Here is a 25,375-nt window from a genome sequence, read left to right on the forward strand (position 1 = left end):
ATGCGCAATCGAAGTGCGATTTAACTCTTATTATTAGTCATTAGTGTATATTTTCGGTGTTTTTGCATGAAACTTAATCGTTAGAGTAGAAATTAATTTCTGTTTGTGGGTTAATAATAGAGATCTTTTTGATACGTGTTTCAAGTAAACAGTATCCGAAGAATAAAAAACCAATTTCAAAGGGAAAACACACATTATGCGTAAAACTCAGCTTAGCTGTGCGATCGTCGCTGCATTGGCAACAACATCTATAGCCGCGCAGGAGTCGAAAGCACCCGCGAAACTCGAAACTATTGAAGTCACTGCAACTAAACGTACTGAATCAATTCAAGACGTGCCTGTTGCTGTTCAAGCTCTTAACGGTAAAGCCTTAGAAAATCTTGGTATTGATAACTTCCAAGAGTACGTCGAGTTCCTGCCTAACGTTGTTTTCCAAGGAACGGGACCTGGCCAAAACGAGATTTACATCCGCGGCGCCGCAACAACACAATCAAATATAATGCTTTCTTCAGTTCAAGCATTACAGCCATCGGTAGCTTTTTACCTAGATGAAATGCCGGTTTCAATGGCGGGTCGTAACCTTGATGTTTACGCCACTGATGTAGAGCGTGTTGAAGTGCTACCTGGGCCACAAGGCACACTGTTTGGCGCTAGCTCGCAGGCAGGCACTATTCGTTTAATTACTAACAAACCTGATCACACAGGGTTTGGCGCTGGTTTTGACACTAACATTGGCTTCACCAAAGACGGTGAGATGAGCAACTCTGTTCAGGCCTACTTCAATATGTCACTTACCGACGACCTAGCAGTTCGCGTAGCGGCGTACAACGACCAACAAGGTGGTTGGATTGACAACGTAAGAAACGTGCCTGGTGAAGGTGGTTATATAGGAAGCGCGGTTGTTGTTGACCGTATTTCTGGTGGTGTGCTTGCTGACCCAGTGGCAATGGATGCTAACCGCATTACTAACCCTAACATTTCTTCAAATTCTGAAGCATCGGTAGTATCGCCTCAGAACGACGCACTTGTTGAAGAAGATTTCAATGATGCGGTTTACTCTGGTGCTCGTTTTGGTTTGTCTTACCACATCAACGACGACTGGGATTTGCTAGTACAGCATACTCAGCAAACGCTAGACACTGAAGGTGTATTTTCTTACGACCCAACGCTAGATGGCGAAACGTCTGCTATTCGTTTCCAAGCAGATGAAAACAGAGATGAGTTTGGCCTTACGACGTGGACCGTTGAAGGTCGTATGGACAAGCTTGATGTTGTATATACCGGTGGTTATTTAGACCGTGAAATCGACACGCTAGCTGACTACACGGGCTACACTAACGGTGGATTGTTCTCGGCATATTACCTTTGTAACCACTACGATACGCCGGATAACGCTGCAGATGAGCGCTGTCTAGATCCAACTAAGTATTACCAAGAAGATACTTCTTCTACTCGTAACACGCACGAGTTGCGTTTCAATACCACTATGGATACGCCTTGGCGCGTAACTGCTGGTTTGTTTTACGACGAGCAAGAAGTAGCGACCGTGGGTCAGTTCAAAATTGCTAATACCGAAATGAGCACGTTCGGTTTTGACAACCTTCAGCGCACCTTAGTTGGTAATGAAGGGATTAATAGCGACGGCGGGCCATTCCCAGCTGAAGTAAGTTTTGTTAACGACATTACTCATACTATTGAACAAATTGCGGTATTTGGTCAGGTTGAGTACGACCTAACAGAGAAGTTAACTGCAAGTATTGGTGCTCGTTGGTATCAAATTGACGATATCTACGTAGGTTCAACATCTACTGTAGACGTAACTCGCCGAATCCGTGCCTTTGGTACGCAAGACCCTGACGAATTAGCAGCAGTGGGCTTAGACCCTGATGCCGTTAATGCAGCCATTCAAAGCGGTCAGTTAGAAACAGATTTACTCGACAGCAATGGTGTGCTTACCGTTGATGACACAATCTTTAAATTTTCACTCGATTATAAAGTGAATAAAGACGTATTGTTGTTTGCTAACTACTCTGAAGGCTTCCGTCCTCCGGTTACCAACCGTGTTGGTGGTGGTTTGTCGACAAACCAAGAAGGCAAGTTTAACAACTTCCGTATTCCAGTATATTCAACAACAGATACGCTAGATAACTACGAGCTTGGTTTAAAAGGCGACTTCTTTGACGGTTTATTCCGCGTAAACGCGACAGCGTATTACTCTGAAATTACCGACCTGCAAACGTCTCGTTACGACCCTACAAATATCTCATTCCTAGTATTCACTGATAACGTTGGTGATGCTGAGATAAAAGGGTTAGATGCAGATTTAACGTGGCTTGCTACTGATGACCTAGTGATTAACGCGGCGTTTAGCGTACTAGATACAGAATTGACAAGCGTTAACTCTGAGCTTGAAGGTATTGCGGCAGGTGTTGGTTCACAACTACCTTACTCCGCAGAATTCTCTGGTAACATTAACGCACGTTACTTCTTTGAACTTGAAGGCGGGAAACGTGGTTACGTTAACGGCTCTGTAAGCTACACGGGTGACCGCTATGCAGGCATGGTAATGGATGCTTTCGTAATGGAAGATGCCACTCAGAATATTTACGGCACAGGTTCTGGTCTTAAAATAGAGCAAGAAGCCGCTGTATATGAGGGTGTTACTTACGCAGATTCAAACGGTGAAACCTTCCGCGGCGGCCGTTATGTTCAAGAGTCATACTTCCTTGCTAACTTAGCAGTAGGCGTTACTAACGACGTGTGGAAAGCTGAATTATACATCGACAATGTATTTGATGAGCGAGCGGTATTAAATATCGATACGCAACAGTTTACGCCAAAAGTAGTCACAAACAGACCTCGCACTATCGGAATGCGTTTCTCTTACGATTACTATTAAGTTATTGTTTGAGACATTGGCTAAGCCATAGGTGAAAAATTAAAACGGCAAACTTTCGGGTTTGCCGTTTTTTCTATTTTTAGGCATGCTGTAAAAATGAATACAAAAGAACAACAAACACTTCTTACTATTAAGAAAACCTTAATGCAATCTCACTTTCAATCGGTGATCACCCAATGTAGTGAATTGCTGACTGCACAGACCCAATCTAATGTGACAGACGCTGCTCTAATTAAAGCTAGTAAAGCAGGTGAAACTGGCCTCAGCAGTGATGCACAGCGCGAAGCGCTATATTTACAAGCGGTCGCCTACAGGCTATCAGGTAACACGCAAAATGCGATTGCTACTCTTGATAACGTTATTGCTTTATTTCCAGATTACGGAAGAGCGTTTCAAGAACTGGGTTACTGCTACGCGAACATAGACGGTAAAAAGTCTGCCCACAGCTTTTATCAAGCCACTCGATTTAATCCTGCCTTACTTGCATCGTGGCAACAGCTCGAAAAAGTGTATAAAAGAGACTACCAGAAGCAAGCGCTAACATTGTGTCAGCAGCAAATTCAATTTTTAACCTCATTGCCAAAGCCGCTATTAGGTGCTACAGATTTAATGCACGAAGGCCAATTGCACAAGGCGGAACAGGTTTGCAGACAGTTTCTTACTAATAACAAGCATCACCCTGAAGCCATGATGCTGCTTGCTGAATTAGGCATTCAATTAAAGGTATACAGCGACGCAGAGTTTTTATTAGAGAGCTGCGTTGAAATGTATCCCGATAATGACAGGGCTGCTGCGGCCTTTCAAAGTCTGTTATCAAAGTTAGGGAAATTTCCTGAGGCAGCGGCGCTGGCTAAAAAACGTTTGGCGCTATCGCCAGACAATTTTACCGTGCAAGTCTCACTGGCTCATGCTCTGGTAGGCATTGGTTCCTTAGATGAAGCAATTCACATATACCAAGAGCTATTATCTGCTAATGACGATCGCCCTGCGTTGTGGGTTGCTTTGGGTCATGCTTACAAAGCGCAAGGCAACATGGAGCAAGCAGTAAACGCTTATCAAAAATCAATTGCCTTTGCCGCTGATTTTGGAGACGCCTACTGGAGCTTAGCCAATACAAAAACCTACCGTTTTGATGATCAGACAATGGATAAAATGGTAGAGCAGGAGTCTTTGGCGTCGACGAAATTAGATGACAAAATTCACCTTTGTTTTGCACTGGGTAAAGGTTTTGAAGATAGAAAAGACGCTAAAACCGCTTTTCACTATTACAGCCTAGGAAACGCGCTTAAAAAACGAACTTTGCAGTTTGATATTGGAAGGACTGAAGCGGCATTAGCAGCTCAGCAAAAAGCGTTTAATGCAGAAAGCTTTAATAAGGCCCAAGGCTGTCAGGCACCAGACCCTATTTTTATTGTCGGCCTGCCGCGCGCTGGCTCAACCTTACTTGAGCAAATACTGGCCTCTCATTCTATGGTAGATGGCACTATGGAGCTGCATGACGTATTGGGAATTGCATCTTCACTGAGTCATAAAAAAACGCCGTATCCGTTTAATGTAAATGAATTAGACGATGAAGCGTGTGAAGCACTGGGTCAGCGATATATTGATCAAACTCAAGCGTATCGGCAGGGCGCACCATTTTTTATTGATAAAATGCCAAATAACTTTATTCATATTGGCCTTATTAAAAAAATACTGCCTAACGCAAAAATTATTGATGCTCGCAGGGCTCCCATGGATTGTTGCTTCAGCGGCTTTAAGCAATTGTTTGGGGAAGGGCAAGAGTTCAGCTACGGACAAGACGATATTGGCCGTTACTATGTGGCTTATGAAGCGTTAATGACTCATTGGAAATCAGTACTTCCCGGTGAAATATTAACGGTGCAGCATGAAGATGTGCTTGATGATCTAGAAGGACAGGTAAAGCGCATACTCGCGTTTTGCGACCTTCCGTTTGAAGAAAGTTGCCTCTCATTTTACGAAACAAAGCGAGTTATCAAAACGCCAAGCTCAGAACAAGTTCGCCAGCCTATTTATAAAACAGGTATGGAACAATGGAAGCCATTTGAGGAATATTTAGAAGAGCTTAAACAAGCATTAAGTCGTTTGTCTTCTTAATATTGTTCAGCCCTGTAATGGAAAAAAGCAGCGCAGGCTGCTTTTTTCAATGGAGGCTAGTGTAAGAGTAGAGCTGTTATTTCTCAGCCGACTTTCTCTAATATTTTCTTCGCTTAAGTCCGGTTTCGGCTAAGATCTTTGCTGATATTTCTTCAATGGAATACTTAGTACTGTTCAAAAAGGGAATTTTTTCTTTGCGGTACAAATTTTCCACCTCTCTTAACTCCATCCGACACTGCTGCATCGACGCATATTTACTGTTGGCACGTCGCTCAGAACGAATTTGATGTAAACGTTCAGGCTGAATAGTTAAACCAAACAGTTTGTTTTTATAACGTCTTAATGCTGGAGGTAGCTTTAGCATGTCTCCCATGTCTTCTTCAGTAAACGGGTAATTAGCGGCTTTTATTCCAAATTGAAGCGCCAAATATAAACTTGTGGGTGTTTTTCCCGAGCGAGATACGCCAGTGAGAATAATATCCGCCTCGTCATAGTCTTTTAAGTTTGAGCCATCGTCATTCGCTAACGCGTAATTTACCGCCTCAATACGAATATCATAGGTTGTTTCGTGAATACTGTGCGTGCGATGTTTTTCTGGTTTTGACGGTACGCCAAGCACTTTCTCTAATGGAGCAACAAATTGGTCGAGGAAATTGTAGTTAATACCTACCGATTTAGAGATAATTTTGCGAATATCTACATTCACAATTGTATAAAAAACGAGCGGTCGTTCTCCGGTATCTTGAAAACTTTCAGAAATTTGTTCTAAAACTTTCTGCGCTTCTTCCTCAGTTTCTACAAATGGGATGGTGTTGTGATTAAACTCAACGGGGAATAATGATAGTAGAGCGTGACCAAACACCTCTGATGTGATGGCTGTGCCATCTGAAATATAAAAAGCTGTTCTCACAACATATCCTTAACATTGTCGTAATTTAATTACAGAATTAATAAAGAGTTTACATTCTTAATACGCCCATTCTATGATGATTTCGTCGAAAAGCCAGACGCTTATCGCGAATGACGACCATTTAAAACAGACTTATGTTGTCGCGCGAAAAGTAGTGGTCATTAACATTTCGACTAACGAATTGAATTTTTTCAGGTAATAAAATCAACAAAACCTGAAATTAACCTCATACCCTACACAAAAAAAGCTGGAGGCTTGGGCTGTGCAAGATTACGTACTTTGGTATCAAGAACTGGGCATGCACGATGTAGGTCGCGTAGGCGGCAAAAATGCATCATTGGGCGAGATGATCTCAAACCTTTCAAACGCCGGTGTGCAGGTGCCAGGTGGCTTTGCAACAACCGCCGAAGCGTTTAATGCGTTTTTAGAACAGAGCGGGTTAGAGGCAAAAATACACGAAACGCTAGATGTACTAGACGTTGACGATATTGGTGCACTTACGGAAGCGGGTAAGAACATTCGCCAATGGATTATTGACACGCCGTTTCAACCACAACTCGAAGATGCTATCAGAGATGCATTTGTCACTCTGCAAGGTGACGCAGGAGATGAGGCATCTTTTGCCGTTCGTTCTTCAGCTACCGCAGAAGACATGCCAGATGCATCATTTGCTGGGCAACAAGAAACCTTTTTGAACGTGAAAGGCTACGACTCAGTAATGGTAGCCATTAAACACGTATTTGCTTCATTGTTTAATGACCGCGCTATTTCATATCGCGTGCACCAAGGTTATGACCACAAAGGTGTTGCGTTATCGGCAGGCATTCAGCGCATGGTGCGTAGTGATATCGCGTCCTCGGGCGTTATGTTCACCATCGATACTGAGTCAGGCTTTGAAGACGTTGTGTTTATCACTAGCTCGTTTGGTTTAGGCGAAATGGTGGTTCAGGGTGCGGTAAACCCAGACGAGTTTTATGTGCACAAGCCAACCCTAGATAAAGGTTTACCGGCTATTGTTCGTCGTAACATTGGCAGCAAGCTCACTAAAATGATTTATTCTGATGATGAAGCGCACGGCAAGCAGGTTTCAATTGTGGATATTGAGCCAGTTCAGAGTAAAACGTTCTCGTTAACCGACGATGAAGTGATGGAGCTAGCTAAACAAGCTCAGATCATTGAAAAGCATTACAAGCGTGCTATGGATATTGAGTGGGCCAAAGACGGTGTAGATGGCAAGCTTTACATCGTACAGGCTCGTCCAGAAACCGTTCGTAGCCGAGAAGATTCTCAAAGTATCGAGCGTTTTCAGCTTAAAGGCCAAAGCAACATTGTTTGCGAAGGTCGCGCTATTGGCCATAAAATTGGTGCAGGCGTTGCGAAAGTTTTAGGCTCTATCGAAGAGATGGATAAGATCCAAGCGGGCGATGTGTTAGTTACCGACATGACAGACCCTGATTGGGAACCTATCATGAAAAAGGCATCAGCGATTGTGACCAACCGCGGTGGACGAACCTGTCACGCAGCAATCATTGCTCGTGAGCTGGGTATTCCGGCGGTTGTGGGTTGTACCAACGCAACAGGCAGTATTCAAAACGGCGATAGAATCACCGTGTCGTGCGCAGAGGGTGATACTGGTTACATCTATGGTGACGTACTTGAGTTTGATGTTGTGACTTCACGCATCGATTCTATGCCAGAACTGCCGCTAAACGTAATGATGAACGTGGGCAATCCGGATCGCGCATTCGACTTTGCACGTCTTCCTCATGCAGGAGTCGGCCTTGCCCGTTTAGAATTTATCATCAACCGAATGATAGGCGTTCACCCTAAAGCCCTTCTTAACTTCGACAGCCAGCCTGAAGAGTTAAAAGAAGAAATTACCGATATGATAGCGGGCTACGAGTCGCCAACGGAATACTACATCGAGAAACTTGTTGAGGGTATCTCAACCATTGGTGCGGCATTTGCTCCTGAAAAAGTTATCGTTCGTATGTCTGACTTTAAGTCGAATGAATACTTCAACCTTGTGGGTGGTTATCAGTACGAGCCTGATGAAGAAAATCCAATGTTGGGATTCCGTGGTGCAAGCCGCTATATCTCAGAAGACTTCAGGGACTGTTTCGCTTTAGAGTGTGAAGCGATAAAGCGCGTACGCAACAAGATGGACCTTACGAATGTGGAAATCATGATCCCATTTGTGAGAACCGTTGAAGAGGGACGCAAAGTTATTGAGCTTCTAGAAGAGCAAGGGCTTAAGAAGGGCGACAAGGGTCTTCGCATCATTATGATGTGTGAATTACCGTCAAACGCGCTGCTTGCTGACCAGTTCTTAGATATCTTTGACGGCTTCTCAATTGGCTCTAATGACCTTACCCAACTTACCTTGGGGCTTGACCGTGACAGTGGTCTTATTGCTCATTTGTTCGATGAACGTGATGATGCAGTAAAAGCCCTGTTGTCTATGGCAATCAGAGCGGCTAAAAAGCGTGGTAAGTACGTGGGTATCTGTGGACAGGGTCCATCGGATCACGAAGACTTTGCAGCGTGGCTAGTGGCTGAGGGCATTGACTCTGTATCATTAAACCCTGATTCAGTAGTAGAAACGTGGTTGTACCTTGCTGAAAAGCATGGACAGTAAACGCCAAAAGTAAAACGAAAAAAACCGCTCAATTGAGCGGTTTTTTTATGTTCATAGTTCAGAGTTCGTGTTCAGGGCTCGGCTAGTTAACTGCATGTTAGCCTCGTTTTCAGCGCTACTTTCTTAACCGCTACTTTCTTAACCGGCGCATCAACATTATGCGGTCTAATTTTCTCGCACTGGTTGTCATCGATTTTTGGCTAAACTTAAGCCATCCGCGAGCGCGGGGCCAATCGTAACTGAGCAGCATCAACCCTCCAAGTACAAGGAGGATAGAGCCAGGTAATAGGGTAAGGATAATACCGCTGATTAGCAGCAACCCACCAATGGTTAATCGCACTGTCTTCATGTTTATCTATCCCGCTGAATATGTCTTGATACAAAAACGCCAAACACGCTGTTACTACTAAAGCATTTGTTCGTACTTTATATACTTATGACTAGATAATGCGCTTTAGTTAGGTAAAAGCCAATAAGTTAAATGTAACTAAGTGTAGATATCGCTCTTTAGAAGAGGGGGTACTGAAGACACCAGCAGAAGTAAATGTGGTGTCAGTGTAACTGGGTGACGTCGGGTAGGGGAAACTGTTTTGCTTTACATTTAAGACGCTGCCTTGGCACGCCCGCGTCCATAAATACTCTACCCGCGGGTTTAAAGCCAATTGAGCGATGGTAGGCCACGCTGTCGAGGTTACACACCACATTGAGTGTAGGAAAAGACTGTTGTTTTGCAGTTTTAAGAAGCGCGGCAAATAACGTTTTATAAATAGACAGGGTTCGATGGCTTCGTTTCACTGCTATTCGCCCTAATTCGCCACCTCTAGTGAGTCTTGCAGTGGCGACCGCCTCGTCGTCCCTGTCTAAAATCAGAACATGTGTTGCCGTGCTGTCTTGATCATCAAATTCACTGGCCTGCGGAATTCGCCACTCAACCACAAACACACTTTTTCTGAGTGATTGAATGATTGGTTTTCCATTTTCCCAGTCGACGCTTTTCACCGTAAACGCCATAGTGACATTCCACCCTATTAACTATTCCCAATATCCGTTATTAATAAGTGTAGTTAATGTCTGCAAAAATGCAAAAGAGGGGGCATCTTGGCTTGATGTTGCATCAAACGTGTTGCCTGAGGCAAGTATTTCATACCACTCAATATCGTTCTCGGCCACATCGAATCGGCTACCATTGACGTACAAAGCTAGCGGAAGTCCGTTCTTACCGTCACACAGCAATGGCCTTATACCGGGTGCGGGCTGAAAGCTTAGGCCCGTTGCAAAATCGTTAGACACCTGCTCAATGGTGACTTCTTGTTCTAATGGAAACTCAGGAATACCTTGTTCGCTCATTGCTTCTAACAGTGAGTGGGTATAATCCTTTGAATTAATGGTGTCGATTAACTGTTGTTTTAGCGCATTTACATCGCCAGCAATAACTTTCGCGGGTTGTACCGTAGTAGGGCGGGAAGGGTCGCTAAAACGCTGATTGCCCGTTCCTTTATCAAGCATCATCGCAAGGCTTTCTGCAAGCTGAAGATTATCAGGTGCTCGATAACCAACGGAATAGGTCAAGCTGTCTTCTATTGTTTTACCGTCATGAGGCCAACCTGGCGGTACATAAAGTACATCGCCGGGCATCATTGTTTCATCAATAATAGGGGAGAAATCTTCAATTTGACGAAGCTTTCCATGGGGATGAATCTGAGCATAATGACCTGGCTCGCCTACTCGCCACCGTCGAGAGCCTTTTCCCTGCACTAAAAATACGTCATATTGATCGATATGAGCACCAACCCCTGCGCCTTCGGTAGCAAAACTAACCATTAGATCGTCAAGGCGCCAATTTGGAATAAATGAGAAAGGCGCGAGCAGGGGGGTGACGTCCCCGATGTATTTGTCCACACCTTGGACGAGTAATGTCCAGTGTCCTTGGCATACGCGCTCAAAATCTTCTATTGGCCCTTCTTCTACATGCCATTGTCCATTGTCATGGCTGATTATTCTGCTGTCTACTTCACTCTCTTGTGCTAATCCTGCGAGGTCGTTTTCATCAAGAGGGTCGACAAAGTTTTTAAAAAAACCTTTTAGTACAACAGGTTTCTGTTGCCAGTATTCATTGAGAAATGTGTCGATATCAAAGTTTTGCATAGTGTCTCGCTAAAAAGTCTCGCTAAAAAGTTTCGCTAAAAAAGGAAAGAGAGAAAGAAAAAAGCGCGGTAAATAACCGCGCTTTAATAGGGTAATACACCCTAGTATTTACACTTATTACAGCTGCTCTACAAGCCTAATCGCATCGCCAATGTAATTAGCTGGTGTTAGTGCTTTTAGCTCATCTTTTGCAGACTCTGGCATTTCAAGGTTATCAATAAAAGCTGCGATTCCGTCAGCATCTACCTTTTTACCGCGAGTAAGCTCTTTTAGTTTTTCATAGGGCTTTTCTATACCATAGCGACGCATCACGGTTTGAATTGGCTCAGCAAGAAGCTCCCAATTATTATTAAGCTCGTTAGTGAGACTTTTTTCGTTTACCTCAAGCTTGCCGATGCCTTTAAGCGTAGCTTGGTATGCAATAACTGCATAACCCACACCCACACCTAAATTACGCAAAACGGTTGAATCGGTAAGGTCACGCTGCCAGCGAGAAATAGGCAGCTTAGCGGCTAGGTGGTCAAAAATAGCGTTGGCCAGACCTAGGTTGCCTTCGGAGTTTTCAAAATCGATAGGGTTCACTTTATGCGGCATAGTTGATGAACCAATTTCGCCGGCAACGGTTTTTTGCTTAAAGTGACCCAGTGCAATGTAGCCCCATACATCTCTATCAAAGTCGATAAGAATGGTATTAAAGCGGGCAATAGCATCAAACATCTCGGCAATGTAATCATGGGGTTCGATTTGCGTAGTGTAGGGGTTCCACGTTAGGCCTAGCGACGTTACGAAGTCTTCTGACACGCTGTGCCAATCTACATCTTTATACGCAGATAAGTGAGCATTGTAATTACCTACAGCACCATTGATTTTACCTAACAACTCTACATTTGCAATTTGCGTGCGCTGGCGCTTAAGGCGGATAGCCACGTTTGCCATTTCCTTACCCATAGTGGTAGGCGATGCAGGCTGGCCGTGAGTTCTTGCCATCATAGGTACCGATTGGTACTTTTTCGCTAGTGTAATAAGCGCATCTATGAGTTTATCGCAGTAAGGTAATATAACGCTTTCACGGGCTTCATTAAGCATAAGTCCGTGAGAAAGGTTGTTAATGTCTTCTGATGTACATGCAAAGTGAATAAATTCGTTAACAGCTGAGAGCTCAGCGTTATCTGCCACCTTTTCTTTAAGAAAATACTCAACCGCTTTTACATCGTGGTTAGTGGTACGCTCGATATCTTTGATACGAGTGGCATCTTCAACACTGAAATCAGCCACAATACTGTCTAACAGCGTATTTGCTGATCCAGAAAAAGCGGGAACTTCCTCAATGTGCTCGTTGTTCGACAGCATTTGTAGCCAACGAACTTCTACTTCTACTCGGTACTTTAATAAGCCATACTCGCTAAAAATACTGCGTAATTCTACGCTTTTGCCAGCATATCGACCATCGACAGGGGAAATTGCAGTTAACTGACTCAGTTCCACCTTGAGCTCCTCACTAGTTTATTAGTATGAGCGCCTTAACGGCACTAGTTGATTAATCTGAGCGCTTTAACAGCACTACTTAAAATTTGTTTGCGTTTGAACAAAATGTTGCGTCTTTTACCACCCATTTGACGCCACATTACCGCCGCTCTAACACCTGACAGTAATATTGCCCGCACTTTATGTTGGGTAACCGGTTGGCTTAGGTAGTCGGGATTGCCTGCAACCTGAATTTTCGGCGCAAGGGGGCTTACAACATCGCTGTATATACTTGCAAGGGAAGACACAATTTGTGGATTTTGAAAGTCCACGTGGGCAAGCTGTCGCTGAACGTGTGAAATGCGGTCGCCCAGCTCGTGCATGGCTTTTGGTTTTCGCGCTAGCTTGCGCTCAAGGCCAAGAATACTTGCAATGTAACGAGTAAGCTCTGTATCTTTGGTTGCCTGCTTATCGGATAGTTGTGAAACTAGTGTAGAGTATCCCAACTGCAGGTTACTCAGTTGACCAAACACCTGCTGTGGTGTTTCCGGGTCGGTAACAAGGATACTTGATAAGCTAGCCTCTATGGCGTCACTATCTGCTGTCCCCTTTCTTGCCAGTTGCTGAACAAGCGCAGCCGCTTGGCATACACCGGCAAGGGCTAAGTTATCTTCAATATCTGCATCTAACATTATCGGATATAGCTCTCAATAATACCGCCACCTAAACATACTTCATCGAGGTAAAAAACGGCTGATTGGCCTGGAGTAACGGCTTTTTGTGGCTCGTCGAACATGACTTCGATAGTGTCATTGTCTTTCGGCGTGATGGTACAAGGGATATCAGCCTGGCGATATCGTGTTTTGACCATAGCCTTAAACGGCGCACTCACATTTTCGCGGTCGACCCAGTGTAGCTGTTTTGCCACTAAACCTTTTGAATAGAGACGAGGGTGGTCTGCACCTTGACCTACAATAAGGACGTTACGTGCTACGTCTTTATCTACTACATACCATGGGTCTTCACCAAATTTCGCAAGGCCGCCAATATGTAGCCCTTTACGCTGACCAAGTGTGTGATACATCAAGCCTTCGTGCTTGCCTATTTCCTCACCTTCAGCGGTTTCAATAATACCTGGCTGTGCAGGCAGGTACTGCGCTAAAAAGTCTTTGAATTTTCGTTCACCGATAAAACAGATGCCCGTGGAATCTTTTTTATCATGAGTAATAAGGCCTTGTTCTTCAGCTATTTTTCTAACCAGTGGCTTCTCAATGTCTCCTACTGGAAACAACGTTTTGGCAACGTGCTCTTCGCCTAGTGTATAAAGAAAGTAGCTTTGGTCTTTGTTGTTGTCTAACCCGCGCAGCATTTGCCACTTACCGTCAACCTCGCGACGGCGTACGTAGTGACCCGTTGCAATATAGTCAGCGCCTAAGTCTTCTGCTGCAAATTCTAGAAACGCTTTAAATTTAATTTCCTTGTTGCACATAATGTCGGGGTTTGGAGTTCTACCCGCCTTGTATTCTTCAAGGAAATATTCGAATACGTTATCCCAGTACTCTGCAGCAAAGTTGATTGTGTGAAGTTCCATACCAAGCTTGTCAGCGACTGCTTGGGCATCTTTTAAGTCTTCAGCTGCGGCGCAATATTCGTCGTTGTCATCTTCTTCCCAGTTTTTCATGAAAAGTCCTTCAACCTGATACCCCTGCTGTTGAAGCAGGTAAGCTGATACGGATGAATCTACACCGCCGGACATTCCGACAATCACTTTTTTGCTGGCGTTTGAATCTATGTCAGTCACTACGTCTTGCACACTCAATAATTAGGAAATTGCAGGAAAAACCCAGGCTGTTCTCTGGGACAGTTCTTTCAACCGGCCTTTTGACCGATTTTTCAATGTCGCTCTCTCGATGAACGATAACTTGCTTGCGTATCAATTTTTAGGTCGCGGATTTTATCAGAATTGGAGGGGTAATTCACGCTAATATCTTTTCAATCCGGCATAGCTTATAAGGTAGGGTGTTTAGATCCAATTTGTCTACACTATGCATCAATGCTAACGAACTTACCATTTGGAATGCCGTCAATGGTCCAGTTGCCAACGCGATAACGAATAAGGCGCAGAGTAGGATAACCCACGTGAGCCGTCATCCGTCTAACTTGTCTGTTACGTCCTTCGGTAATGGTAATTTCAAGCCATGAAGTTGGAATAGATTGACGAAACCGTACAGGGGGATGTCTATCCCATACCGAAGGCTCAGGCATTAATTTAACTTTGGCAGGTTTAGTCATGCCGTCTTTAAGTTCTACACCTGCTTGCAGCGACTGAATAGCGGCATTATCTGGTATGCCTTCAACTTGAGCCCAATAGGTTTTGCTGGTTTTAGCTTTTGGGTGGGCAAGCTTGTGCTGTAATTTACCATTGTTGGTAAGCACTAATAGTCCTTCAGAATCTCTATCTAGTCGACCCGCCGCATACACATCAGGAACCTCTATATAGTCTTTTAACGTTTCGCGACCGTCTGCATCGGTAAACTGAGAGAGCACTTGGAACGGTTTGTTGAAAAGAATAACTTTTGTATCGGACTGCATAGAAAGCCTGTTTAAAGTGGTATTGATTTACGTGTTGTCAAAAACACGGTTGCTGCGTTGGTTTTTCCATTTGCGTGACGACACTATATGGCGAATATCATCCGTCAAGCATGGTCTTTATGGTGACGGTACCTATGATGTGGTTTGTCATCACTCTCAGCGTATTAACGATCGTAGCATGGTTCAAATAAAGGTTCCTGTGTTTCCCCTGAATTTTCAAATACTATTTATATAGGGTATTTCTCTGCCTTTTCAGACCAAATTGCCAATTAATACGTTGATCTTTATAGCTAAGACAATGGTATGACTTGTAACTCGAACTTTCGACCCTATACTAATTAACGCAGCCAATGTAATAGGCTGTGCATTCGTTTATCCGTTGTAAAATGACAGAGTGATATGTGAAGGGCGTTTGTTGCAATGATTTGTAGCATTGATTGCCGCAAAGATACGCTGCTTAAGCACATTGATAAAAGGATGCGCGGCGGAAAATGAAGACGAAAGAAAATTATCGCGTTTACAGACAGCAATACTTTGTAAGGCGAAAGAGTAATTACGTATTGCAATGACCGTGGGCGTTACCTTTTGTAGCGGGTTGTTGCAACAAAATGGATTAAAACGGCAGCACTCTGCCGACTTAACAGAGGTATATAATGACCAAGTCTAAGATCATCTATACGAAGACGGATGAAGCGCCAATGTTGGCAACGTATTCGTTACTTCCAATTATCAAGAAATTTGCTGCTGCGGCAGGCATCGATGTTGAGCTAACCGACATCTCACTAGCTGCCCGTGTTTTAGCAAACTTCCCAGAATATCTGAAAGAAGAGCAAAAAGTACCGGATGCATTATCTGAACTTGGTGATTTGACTCAAGATCCTAATGTAAACATCATTAAGCTTCCAAACATCAGCGCCTCAATTCCACAGCTTCGCGCAACCATCAAAGAGCTTAACGACAAAGGGTTCAATGTCCCTGCCTTTCCTGACTCGCCGAAGACCGATGAAGACAAAGAGATTCGTGAACGCTACAGCAAAGTACTTGGTAGCGCAGTAAACCCTGTACTACGTGAAGGTAATTCTGACCGCAGAGCACCAACAGCAGTTAAGAACTTTGCGCGTAAGCATCCTCACTCAATGGGCGAATGGTCTCAAGCGTCTCGCTCACACGTTGCTCACATGCGCGGCGGCGATTTCTACTCGGCAGAAAAGTCGGTTACCGTTGAAAAAGACGGTCACGTAAGCATTGAATTTACGGGTAAAGATGGCAGCAAGAAAACCCTTAAGCCACGTGTAGATTTGCTAGCTGGCGAAGTTATCGACGGTATGTTCATGAGCAAAAAAGCGCTTTGTGAATTCTTTGAAGAACAAATTGAAGATGCGAAAAATTCAGGCGTATTGTTCTCACTACACGTGAAAGCAACGATGATGAAAGTGTCGCACCCTATTGTATTCGGACACTGTGTCAAAGTTTTCTACAAAGACCTGTTCAACAAGTACGGCGACCTTTTCGAAGAGTTAGGCGTTAACCCTAACAATGGTTTAGGTAGCGTTTACGACAAAATAGCGACCCTTCCTGAAAGTCAGCGTTCTGAAATCCAAAAAGATATCAATGCGTGTTACGCAGATAGACCACCAATGGCGATGGTTAATTCAGACAAAGGCATTTCAAACCTTCACGTACCAAGTGACGTTATTGTAGATGCGTCAATGCCTGCAATGATCCGTAACTCTGGTCAAATGTGGGGACCGGATGGAAAAGCACACGATACCAAAGCGGTTATTCCAGAAAGTACGTACGCGACTATTTATCAAGAAGCGATTAACTTCTGTAAAACGCATGGTGCGTTCGATCCAACAACAATGGGTACAGTGCCAAACGTCGGCCTAATGGCGCAAAAAGCAGAAGAGTACGGTTCTCATGATAAAACATTTGAGCTAGAAGCTGATGGTACAGTGTCTATCGTAGACCAAGACGGCAACGTGCTTATTTCCCATGACGTTGAGGAAGGCGATATCTGGCGTATGTGTCAGGTGAAAGACGCGCCTATTCAAGATTGGGTGAAACTAGCGGTGACTCGTTCACGTCAATCAGGCATGCCTGCAGTATTTTGGCTAGACGATGAGCGTGCACACGATGCCCAGCTTATTGAGAAAGTGAATACCTACCTAAAAGATCACGATACATCTGGCTTAGACATTCAAATAATGTCTCCAGTACGTGCTATTCGTTACAGCATGGAGCGCGCAATTCGCGGGCTAGATACTATTTCGGTAACCGGTAACGTGCTTCGTGATTACCTCACTGATTTGTTCCCAATTTTAGAGCTTGGCACCAGTGCTAAGATGCTATCCATTGTTCCATTGATGGCTGGCGGTGGCCTTTACGAGACAGGTGCGGGTGGTTCAGCACCGAAGCACGTTCAACAGTTTGTTGAAGAAGGCCATTTACGTTGGGATTCACTAGGCGAATTCCTCGCGTTAGCCGTGTCTCTAGAAGATGTTGCTATTAAGCATAAAAACCCGAAAGCAAAAATTCTTGCACAAGCATTAGACAAGGCAACTGAAGCACTGCTTAACAACGGTAAGTCACCACTGCGTAAAGCAGGGCAGCTTGATAACCGTGGTAGCCACGTTTACCTTGGTCTGTATTGGGCACAAGAAGTAGCGAATCAAAGCGAAGATGCTGAGCTTGCCGCGCAGTTTAAGTCTGTTTATGACGAACTTTCTGCAAAAATGGACGACATTATTGCAGAGATTGATGCGACACAGGGCAAAGCGCAAGAAATTGGTGGTTACTACTACCCAGACGAAGACAAGGTTTTCGCTGCAATGTCACCTAGTGAGACGCTTAAAGCGATTATCGGCGCTTAAGAGCTTTAGCTCAGTTGATAGCGCACATACCAAAAACCCAGAAGTGTTGCTTCTGGGTTTTTTTATTGTCTTTTTTCCGCCCTAAAGCCTCTTTCTGCTATGGTAGATGTAAAGGCTAGCGCCTATTTTAAGTGCCGACATGTCGTGTCTACGTCTATCTCTGCGTCAGTTTTAGCTAGTGTGTCGAAGCTGGAGCCTGAGGCCCGCGACTTAAATCAATAGGCCGCAGCTTAAATCAATAAAGCGCAATGCGAAGGGAGTTTCATCATGAACGAAAAAGAACAAAGTTCGGTGGTGTCGAGCGAAAAGCCTGAAAAGCAAAAGCAGGAAATCGCGGACACACTCACTCTTGTGCATGAGTTTCCTGCGTCCCGCTTTACGGATAAAGAGACTTACAAAGCAGAAGAGAAAGCCCTTCAAGAACAGCTTTTTCACGTTCAGCAGGCGTATTTTCATCAAAATCGACGCGCATTGATTATTTTTGAAGGCTGGGACGCATCGGGTAAAGGCGGTGCGATAAGACGAGTTACCGAAAAGCTCGATCCCCGCGGCGTGCGAGTATTACCCGTGACTAAGCCTGATGAAATAGACCAAGCAAAGCATTTTCTTTATCGCTTTTGGCATCATGTTCCAGCCCCTGGGAATATGACTATATTTGACCGTTCCCATTATGGAAGAGTGTTGGTCGAACGTGTTGATCAATTGGCCAGTGACGCACAATGGCGGCGTGGTTACCGAGAAATAAACGAGTTTGAAGAGACACTTCACAATAGCGGCGTTCGGATTGTAAAGCTGTTTATGCATATCTCAGCGGCAGAGCAGAGAAAACGCTTTGAAGAAAGACTTCGCAATCCTTATAAACGTTGGAAGCTCACTGCAGAAGATTTACATAACAGTAAGCAACGACATCATTATATTAGTGCAATTAATGACATGTTTGCCAACACAAACACGCCATTTGCACCATGGAAAATTATTGATGGCGAGCATAAGTGGCAAGCTAGGGTTGAAGTGCTGCGCGCTATTGTTGAGGTGTTAAGCGCTGATGTGGATATTGTGCCGCCACCTCTTGATGAAGATTTAATAGCAATGGCCACGCAAGAACTTAATATTACTGATGAGTTACCGGGTATCTAGCTTTTTGCTTTCGAGCTTTTTATGTTTTTCTATTGGAAAGTCTAATTGGGTAAAGGGTTTTGTTCGATTAAAAGATGCTAACCTAGCTAGCGGCATGTGATTTACATCCACCCATAGCTATTACAATTTATCCATATTTGAAGAGAATTTTGATTAAAAATACGAAACGGAACGGGGTTTTGTTTAAAAAAGCGCGATATTCGAGTGCAAATTGAGTTAAGAAAGCGGAGATTTGAATTAAGAAAGCGGAGATTTAAGGCTTAGGATACGCCGCGAAACAATGTGATTTGGTAAGGAAGGACCGTGAACCTGAAAGGAATAGGTAATATTTGGAACGACAAAACCCGCTCTTTTTCCTTTAATGTTGACCGGAAAAAAGAGTGCTAGAAGAGCCCGACATGGCAGTCGGGCTGCTTAGAATTTTTCTTTAACGCTCTGGTTCTTCTACAAAACCTATGTTCTCTGCATGCAAGCCCTTAGGACCTTGTTGCACCTCGAACTGAACTTCTTGACCAGCCTTCAATGAGCGATAACCTTCCATCTGAATTGTTGAGTAGTGAGCGAATATATCATCACCACCTTCCTCTGGAACGATAAACCCAAAACCTTTCGCGTTGTTAAACCATTTAACTTTGCCAACCGCCATACTTCGACTTCCTCTTAATCCTTGAACTCACACGTTTATGCCCCCATTATAGATCCGAGAGCATAGTGTATTGAGTATCGATATAGACAGATACTCAATGTCACTATCAAAATGTAGATTTTTTAACCATATTATGTCAAGAGCTAATGTGAATTAATTTTATCCAAAAGTTTAACGACATCTGCCAGTAACACACTATTATTAAGTTATGAGTAAAGACAACGCTATTAGTATCGAAAAGGAAAAGCAAAAAGACGCGCAGCGACAAAAGCCGCAGCCGCCTCCCATGTATAAAGTGTTGTTGAATAATGACGACTATACACCAATGGATTTTGTTATAGAGGTTCTCACGCAGTTTTTCAATTTGGACGCTGAGAAAGCCAATCAACTTATGCTTACCGTGCATTATCAAGGTAAAGCGGTTTGTGGTGTGTTTACCGCTGAGATTGCAGAAACAAAAGTGATGCAAGTCAATCAGTACGCACGCAAACATCAGCACCCATTGATGTGCACTATGGAGCAGGCATAAGGCAATTTGTAGAGGGCGAGCAATATGTTAAATAAAGAATTAGAACAAACGCTAAACAGTGCGTTTGTATTTGCCAGAGAGCACCGTCATGAGTTTATGACGGTAGAGCACTTGTTGTTGGCATTGCTGGACAACACAGCAGCTCGCGATGCATTAAAAGCGTGTGGCGCAGACGTTGAGGCCGTTAAAAGCGAATTGCTATCTTTTGTGAAAGATACAACGCCGCTAATTCTTGACGAGCAGCTTAACGAACGCGAAACCCAGCCAACGCTTGGATTTCAACGGGTGTTACAGCGCGCGGTCTTTCATGTTCAATCTTCAGGTAAAGATGAAGTGACTGGCGCAAACGTGCTAGTAGCAATCTTTAGCGAACAAGAGTCACAAGCGGTTTTCATTCTCAAGAAAGCAGACGTCACCAGATTGGATGTGGTTAATTACATCAGCCATGGTGTGAGTAAAGCCGAAGATGATGAGTCTATCAATTCTGAAACCCCAGAAGAGGCTGAGAGCGGCGAAGAAAACGGCACAGCGTTAGGTAAATACGCTACCGATTTAAACCGCCATGCTAAAGATGGCAAAATTGATCCCCTTATCGGCCGTGATGCAGAGGTTGAACGTACGATTCAAATCTTATGCAGACGTCGGAAAAATAACCCGCTACTTGTTGGTGAAGCGGGTGTGGGTAAAACGGCCATTGCCGAAGGGTTAGCTTATCGTATTGTGAACGACGACGTGCCTGATGTCATTGCCCAGAGTACCGTTTACTCTCTTGACCTTGGCGGTTTATTAGCGGGAACAAAATATCGCGGCGACTTTGAAAAACGTCTTAAGGCTATCCTTAAAGAGCTAAGCAAAGATGAACACGCCATATTATTCATAGATGAAATTCACACCATTATTGGTGCAGGTGCTGCCTCTGGCGGCGTCATGGATGCGTCTAACTTACTAAAACCTAAATTATCAAGCGGTGAATTACGCTGTATTGGTTCAACGACGTACCAAGAATACCAAGGTATTTTTGAGAAAGACCGTGCCTTAGCGCGTCGTTTCCAAAAGGTTGACGTGACTGAACCAAGTGTTAGCGACACGACGAAGATTTTACTTGGACTGAAAAGCCGTTACGAAGATCACCACAATGTGCGCTTCACGCAAAAAGCGATTCAGGCTGCAGCAGAGCTGTCTGCGAAGTATATCAATGAGAGACATTTGCCGGATAAAGCCATTGATGTAATGGACGAAGCGGGCGCTAGTCAGCGTCTTCTTGCACCTTCAAAGCGCAAGAAAACAATCAATGTGGGTGATATAGAGCAAATTATTGCGAAAATGGCTCGTATACCTGAGAAGTCCGTATCGGCATCTGACAAAGAAGTACTTAAAAACCTAGGGCGCAACCTTAAGATGGTAGTGTTCGGTCAGGACAAAGCGATAGAGACCCTCAATGACGCTATATTGCTCTCTCGCTCTGGATTAGGCGCTGAAACAAAGCCAATTGGTAGTTTCTTATTTGCAGGTCCAACCGGTGTAGGTAAAACGGAGGTGACTCAACAGCTTTCAAATATTATGGGTGTTGAGCTAGTGCGCTTCGATATGTCTGAGTACATGGAGCGTCATGCTGTAAGTCGCCTAATTGGTGCGCCTCCAGGTTATGTTGGGTTTGACCAAGGCGGGTTGTTGACTGATGCGGTAATTAAAAACCCGTATTCAGTTGTGCTATTGGACGAAATTGAGAAAGCTCACAGCGATATTTACAACATATTGTTGCAGGTAATGGACCACGGCACACTGACTGATAACAACGGCCGTAAAGTTGATTTCAGAAATGTTGTGCTAGTGATGACAACGAATGCTGGCGTTCAGGAAACCGTGCGTAAGTCGATTGGCTTTAAGCAACAAGATCACAGCCACGATGCGCTAAGTGAAATCAATAAGATATTCACCCCTGAGTTCCGCAATCGTCTTGATGGCATCATTTGGTTTAATCACTTAGATGCTGAAATCATCCTACAGGTGGTAGACAAGTTCATTATCGAATTGCAGGCCCAGTTAGACGTGAAAGGTGTGTCTTTAGAGGTGACCTCTGAAGCACGAGCTTACATGGCTGAAAAAGGGTATGACAAGTCGATGGGTGCGCGCCCAATGGCACGTCTGATAAAAGATGAGCTTAAGAAAGAACTTGCCAATGAGCTGCTGTTTGGTGAGCTGGCGAAAGGCGGAAACGTGAAAGTGGATTACGTTGATGACAAATTAACGTTTGAATACAGCGGCGTGGATACGAAGTCAGAACAAGCTGAGCCTAGTTAATTGTGCAAGGCTTTCAAGAATGAAAAAGCCCGATAATTAAAAAATTATCGGGCTTTTTTTATGCGTTACCGCTTCAATGGCTCATTATCTTGCGCGATAAATGATACGACCTTTGGTCAAATCATAAGGAGTCATCTCAACAGTGACCTTATCGCCAGTAAGAATTCGGATATAGTTCTTACGCATTTTACCAGAAATATGTGCAGTCACTACGTGACCGTTCTCTAGTTCTACGCGGAACATAGTATTAGGTAGAGTGTCTTGCACCGTACCTTCCATTTCAATACAATCTTCTTTTGCCATGTAAAGCAGTTACCTCAGTAATTCAAAATTTTTGCCGCGCAGACATTAACCAATCTTGCGTGCAGTGTAAAGCGATTAAGCTGGTTTTTTAGTAAATAGACGCCATTGGTTGTCTATAAGCTGTTCAAAGGGGTGAAATTTGTGCTTATAGTTCATTTTTTGACAGCCTTCCACATAGTACCCTAAGTAAACGTAATGGTGGCCTGCTGACCTTGCCTGCTCAATTTGCATGAGGATCATCCACGTACCGAGAGATGAAGCAGCATAGTCAGGGTCAAAAAAGGTGTACAACGCCGATAGCGCGCTAGTGTGTGCATTGTCCTCTAGTACGTCGGTTACTGCAACCGCTACAAGCTTATCATTGTCATAAGCTTCCAAAAAATGCGGCGCCATCCATGTGCAGCTTAAAAAATTGTCAAATTGCTCATAGGAGGGCGGGTACATAGACCCATCCGAATGCCGTTCGTTGATGTAGCGTTCGTATAGCGGATAATATTCTGGCTTTAAAGAAGTGCTTAACTTTACAGATAGTGTGGCATTTCCTTTTAAAATCCGCTTTTGGCTGCGAGAGGGGGCGAAGGCATCAACGGGTATCCTCACAGACTGACATTTATTACAGCTAACACAGTGGGGACGATAAATTTGCTCGCCACTGCGTCTAAAGCCAGCTTGAATGAGCTGTGAATAGCGCGCTGATAAAAATGCATCTTCCTCTGCATATACCAGTAAACGTTCTTCCTCGTCAGGAAGATAGCTACACGAAAATGATTGAGTAATACCAAACTTCATGGCGTTATTTCCCTCGGACGCCAGCGCTGTACATACTCAGAGCTTAGCTCGCCCTGAGAATTTACTGTCTGATTATTCTCTTTTAGCATCTTAATGAAGTCGTTTCTGCTGACTGTGCGTGCGCCCAGTGAGGCCAAATGTTCTGTAGGTAACTGGCAATCTATAAATGCCATCTGTTGTGAACGCATATGTTCAACAAGGGCAACCATTGCAAGTTTAGATGCATTACTTTTCTTGTGAAACATAGACTCACCGCAGTACACCTTACCAATACCTACGCCGTAAAGGCCGCCAACGAGTTCTTCGTTTTCCCATACTTCAACAGAGTGGGCAATGCCTAAGCCATGAAGCTGCGAATAGGCGGCTTTCATATCGTCTGTAATCCAGGTTTCGTTAGATACGCCGCATCCAGATTGCGTAACCCGAGGTATTGCAGAGCAAGTATCAATAACTCTATCAAATGCATGATTAAGGGTTACCGTGTATTTTCGCTGTCTGACGAGTTTCTTTAAACTTTTTGAAACGCAGAAGCCACCTAAATCGCCACTTAGATCAATAATGGCTCGCGGGTCAGGAGACCACCATAATAAGGGCTCGTCATCACTGAACCAGGGAAAGATGCCTTGAGAGTAGGCAGAAAACAAACGTTGCGGGCTTAAGTCGCCGCCAAAAGCAAGCAAGCCATTGGGATCGTCTAACGCCTCATTTACTGGAGGGAAAGGCGCATCATTTTCAATGTAGTGAAGTGCTAGCATAAGAGAGGCCTCACAAATTCCTATCAGGATAAGTAAGGCCTATTTCGTGATTACCCTTGTTCAGAAGCCATTCCGTCTAAGAATTTTTCTGCATCAAGTGCTGCCATACAGCCAGTGCCGGCAGACGTGATCGCCTGACGATAAACGTGGTCACTCACGTCACCAGCGGCAAAAACGCCTTCAACGCTAGTTTGTGTGGCGTTGCCGTGCAAACCACTGTTCACAACAATATAGCCGTCTTTCATGGTGAGTTGGTCGGCAAAGATATCTGTGTTTGGCTTGTGACCAATGGCGATGAATAAGCCCATTACATCAAGCTCTTCAGTGGCATCGCCGTCGGTATCTTTGATTCGGATTTTTGTAACACCCATATCATCACCAAGTACTTCATCTAATGTCTTATTCAGATGCAATACAACGTTGCCGTTTTCCGCTTTGTCTCGTAGACGCTGTTCAAGGATCTTTTCACTTCTGAAAGTATCTCTTCTATGGATTACATGAACTTCAGAAGCAATGTTAGACAAATAGAGTGCTTCTTCTACCGCGGTATTACCACCGCCAACAACCGCTACTTTTTGGTTGCGATAGAAAAATCCGTCACAGGTTGCGCATGCTGATACGCCTTTACCCATGAAGGCTTGCTCTGACTCAAGGCCTAAATACTTTGCTGATGCACCAGTAGAAATGATAAGTGCGTCGCAGGTGTAAGTACCGTTATCACCGTGTAGGGTGAATGGACGCTTGCTGAGGTCAGTTTTGTTGATGTGATCAAAAATAATTTCAGTATCAAATTTTTCAGCATGTTTTTGCATGCGAACCATCAAGTCTGGTCCCGTTAGTCCTTCAGGATCGCCAGGCCAGTTTTCAACTTCGGTGGTGGTCGTAAGCTGTCCGCCTTGTTGAATACCGGTTAATAGAACCGGTTCTAAGTTAGCACGTGCTGCATAAACTGCTGCCGAGTAACCCGCAGGACCCGAACCTAAAATAAGTAGACGGACGTGTCTGCTTTCTGACATTTTCCTCTCCAATAACACCCATCAACAGGGTATGTAGACTATTCAAAAATTTGTACAAAAGAAAGTGAGGTCGTTTGGATTTAAATCAACCTTTAAAGCCCCATTCTTTTCAGCCATGTATGCTGAAAAAAGTGCTGGCGAAGCAATTCGAAATGTCTCGCCAAGACTCAAAACCTCGTAATGAGCGCTAGGATATCAATATTCGAACATCTACGTGGATATAAATTTTGAAATTTCAGATATTATAAATTAAGAATCGG

At 44.1% G+C, this 25,375-nt stretch carries 20 protein-coding genes; 7 read left to right on the forward strand and 13 right to left on the reverse strand.

Features of this window, described 5'->3' with window-relative positions:
- The first annotated feature begins 196 nt into the window (after positions 1-196).
- Entirely contained in the window at positions 197-2,899 is a 2,703-nt protein-coding gene (locus V7R39_RS06295; RefSeq protein ID WP_334029416.1) for a TonB-dependent receptor, read from the forward strand.
- Positions 2,900-2,995: 96 nt separating this feature from the next.
- Positions 2,996-5,017 carry a tetratricopeptide repeat-containing sulfotransferase family protein gene (locus tag V7R39_RS06300; RefSeq protein WP_334029418.1) on the forward strand — a complete coding sequence of 674 codons (2,022 nt, stop codon included), beginning with the start codon at positions 2,996-2,998 and terminating at the stop codon, positions 5,015-5,017.
- Between the two features lie 97 nt (positions 5,018-5,114).
- Here V7R39_RS06300 and ppsR read toward each other — a convergent pair whose 3' ends face one another.
- Positions 5,115-5,927, reverse strand: coding sequence for a posphoenolpyruvate synthetase regulatory kinase/phosphorylase PpsR (gene ppsR / locus V7R39_RS06305; protein ID WP_163107087.1), 813 nt, complete (start codon positions 5,925-5,927; stop codon positions 5,115-5,117).
- 262 nt (positions 5,928-6,189) lie between these two features.
- Here ppsR and ppsA point away from each other — a divergent pair, with 262 nt between their 5' ends.
- Entirely contained in the window at positions 6,190-8,565 is a 2,376-nt protein-coding gene (ppsA, locus tag V7R39_RS06310; RefSeq protein WP_334029420.1) for a phosphoenolpyruvate synthase, read from the forward strand.
- Positions 8,566-8,695: 130 nt separating this feature from the next.
- Here the strand turns inward: ppsA and V7R39_RS06315 are convergent, their stop codons facing one another.
- The 7 genes from V7R39_RS06315 to V7R39_RS06345 all read right to left on the reverse strand — a co-directional run bounded on the left by V7R39_RS06315 (position 8,696) and on the right by V7R39_RS06345 (position 14,766).
- Complete coding sequence (locus tag V7R39_RS06315; RefSeq protein ID WP_032096531.1) at positions 8,696-8,914, reverse strand: PGPGW domain-containing protein; 219 nt, start codon at positions 8,912-8,914, stop codon at positions 8,696-8,698.
- Positions 8,915-9,117: 203 nt separating this feature from the next.
- Positions 9,118-9,576, reverse strand: coding sequence for a GNAT family N-acetyltransferase (locus V7R39_RS06320; protein WP_163107084.1), 459 nt, complete (start codon positions 9,574-9,576; stop codon positions 9,118-9,120).
- 21 nt (positions 9,577-9,597) lie between these two features.
- Positions 9,598-10,710, reverse strand: a complete 1,113-nt coding sequence (locus V7R39_RS06325; RefSeq protein WP_334029424.1) for a cupin domain-containing protein — start codon at positions 10,708-10,710, stop codon at positions 9,598-9,600.
- A gap of 117 nt (positions 10,711-10,827) precedes the next feature.
- Positions 10,828-12,195: an adenylosuccinate lyase gene (purB, locus tag V7R39_RS06330; RefSeq protein ID WP_334029426.1), complete on the reverse strand. Its 1,368-nt coding sequence runs from the start codon at positions 12,193-12,195 to the stop codon at positions 10,828-10,830.
- 44 nt (positions 12,196-12,239) lie between these two features.
- A complete protein-coding gene (gene hflD, locus V7R39_RS06335) occupies positions 12,240-12,866 on the reverse strand; it encodes a high frequency lysogenization protein HflD (protein ID WP_334029428.1) in 627 nt (208 codons plus the stop codon).
- A complete protein-coding gene (gene mnmA, locus V7R39_RS06340) occupies positions 12,866-13,975 on the reverse strand; it encodes a tRNA 2-thiouridine(34) synthase MnmA (protein WP_334029432.1) in 1,110 nt (369 codons plus the stop codon). Before mnmA ends, hflD begins: the two co-directional genes overlap by 1 nt.
- A 242-nt stretch (positions 13,976-14,217) precedes the next feature.
- Entirely contained in the window at positions 14,218-14,766 is a 549-nt protein-coding gene (locus V7R39_RS06345) for an rRNA large subunit pseudouridine synthase E (RefSeq protein WP_334029434.1), read from the reverse strand.
- 653 nt (positions 14,767-15,419) lie between these two features.
- Here V7R39_RS06345 and V7R39_RS06350 point away from each other — a divergent pair.
- On the forward strand, positions 15,420-17,639 hold the full coding sequence (locus tag V7R39_RS06350; protein ID WP_334029436.1) for an NADP-dependent isocitrate dehydrogenase: 2,220 nt from the start codon (positions 15,420-15,422) through the stop codon (positions 17,637-17,639).
- Positions 17,640-17,906: 267 nt separating this feature from the next.
- Positions 17,907-18,776, forward strand: coding sequence for a polyphosphate kinase 2 family protein (locus tag V7R39_RS06355; RefSeq protein ID WP_334029438.1), 870 nt, complete (start codon positions 17,907-17,909; stop codon positions 18,774-18,776).
- 427 nt (positions 18,777-19,203) lie between these two features.
- On the opposite strand, the gene cspD is transcribed toward V7R39_RS06355, so the two are convergent.
- Positions 19,204-19,422: a cold shock domain-containing protein CspD gene (gene cspD / locus V7R39_RS06360; RefSeq protein ID WP_032096523.1), complete on the reverse strand. Its 219-nt coding sequence runs from the start codon at positions 19,420-19,422 to the stop codon at positions 19,204-19,206.
- Between the two features lie 208 nt (positions 19,423-19,630).
- On the opposite strand from cspD, the gene clpS reads away from it, so the two are divergent.
- Both clpS and clpA read left to right on the forward strand, forming a co-directional pair.
- Positions 19,631-19,951, forward strand: a complete 321-nt coding sequence (gene clpS / locus V7R39_RS06365) for an ATP-dependent Clp protease adapter ClpS (protein ID WP_032096522.1) — start codon at positions 19,631-19,633, stop codon at positions 19,949-19,951.
- 24 nt (positions 19,952-19,975) lie between these two features.
- A complete protein-coding gene (gene clpA, locus V7R39_RS06370) occupies positions 19,976-22,252 on the forward strand; it encodes an ATP-dependent Clp protease ATP-binding subunit ClpA (protein ID WP_334029441.1) in 2,277 nt (758 codons plus the stop codon).
- Positions 22,253-22,336: 84 nt separating this feature from the next.
- Here the strand turns inward: clpA and infA are convergent, their stop codons facing one another.
- The 4 genes from infA to trxB form a co-directional block, all read right to left on the reverse strand.
- Complete coding sequence (gene infA, locus V7R39_RS06375) at positions 22,337-22,555, reverse strand: translation initiation factor IF-1 (RefSeq protein WP_013784390.1); 219 nt, start codon at positions 22,553-22,555, stop codon at positions 22,337-22,339.
- 75 nt (positions 22,556-22,630) lie between these two features.
- Positions 22,631-23,344 carry an arginyltransferase gene (locus V7R39_RS06380; RefSeq protein WP_334029450.1) on the reverse strand — a complete coding sequence of 238 codons (714 nt, stop codon included), beginning with the start codon at positions 23,342-23,344 and terminating at the stop codon, positions 22,631-22,633.
- Positions 23,341-24,099 carry a leucyl/phenylalanyl-tRNA--protein transferase gene (gene aat / locus V7R39_RS06385; RefSeq protein WP_334029452.1) on the reverse strand — a complete coding sequence of 253 codons (759 nt, stop codon included), beginning with the start codon at positions 24,097-24,099 and terminating at the stop codon, positions 23,341-23,343. The genes V7R39_RS06380 and aat overlap by 4 nt, the downstream gene beginning before the upstream one ends.
- Before the next feature lie 50 nt (positions 24,100-24,149).
- Positions 24,150-25,115, reverse strand: a complete 966-nt coding sequence (gene trxB, locus V7R39_RS06390; protein WP_163107074.1) for a thioredoxin-disulfide reductase — start codon at positions 25,113-25,115, stop codon at positions 24,150-24,152.
- Positions 25,116-25,375 lie beyond the last annotated feature (260 nt).

The organism is Alteromonas sp. P256 (assembly GCF_036864455.1).
Taxonomy (GTDB): Bacteria; Pseudomonadota; Gammaproteobacteria; order Enterobacterales; family Alteromonadaceae; genus Alteromonas.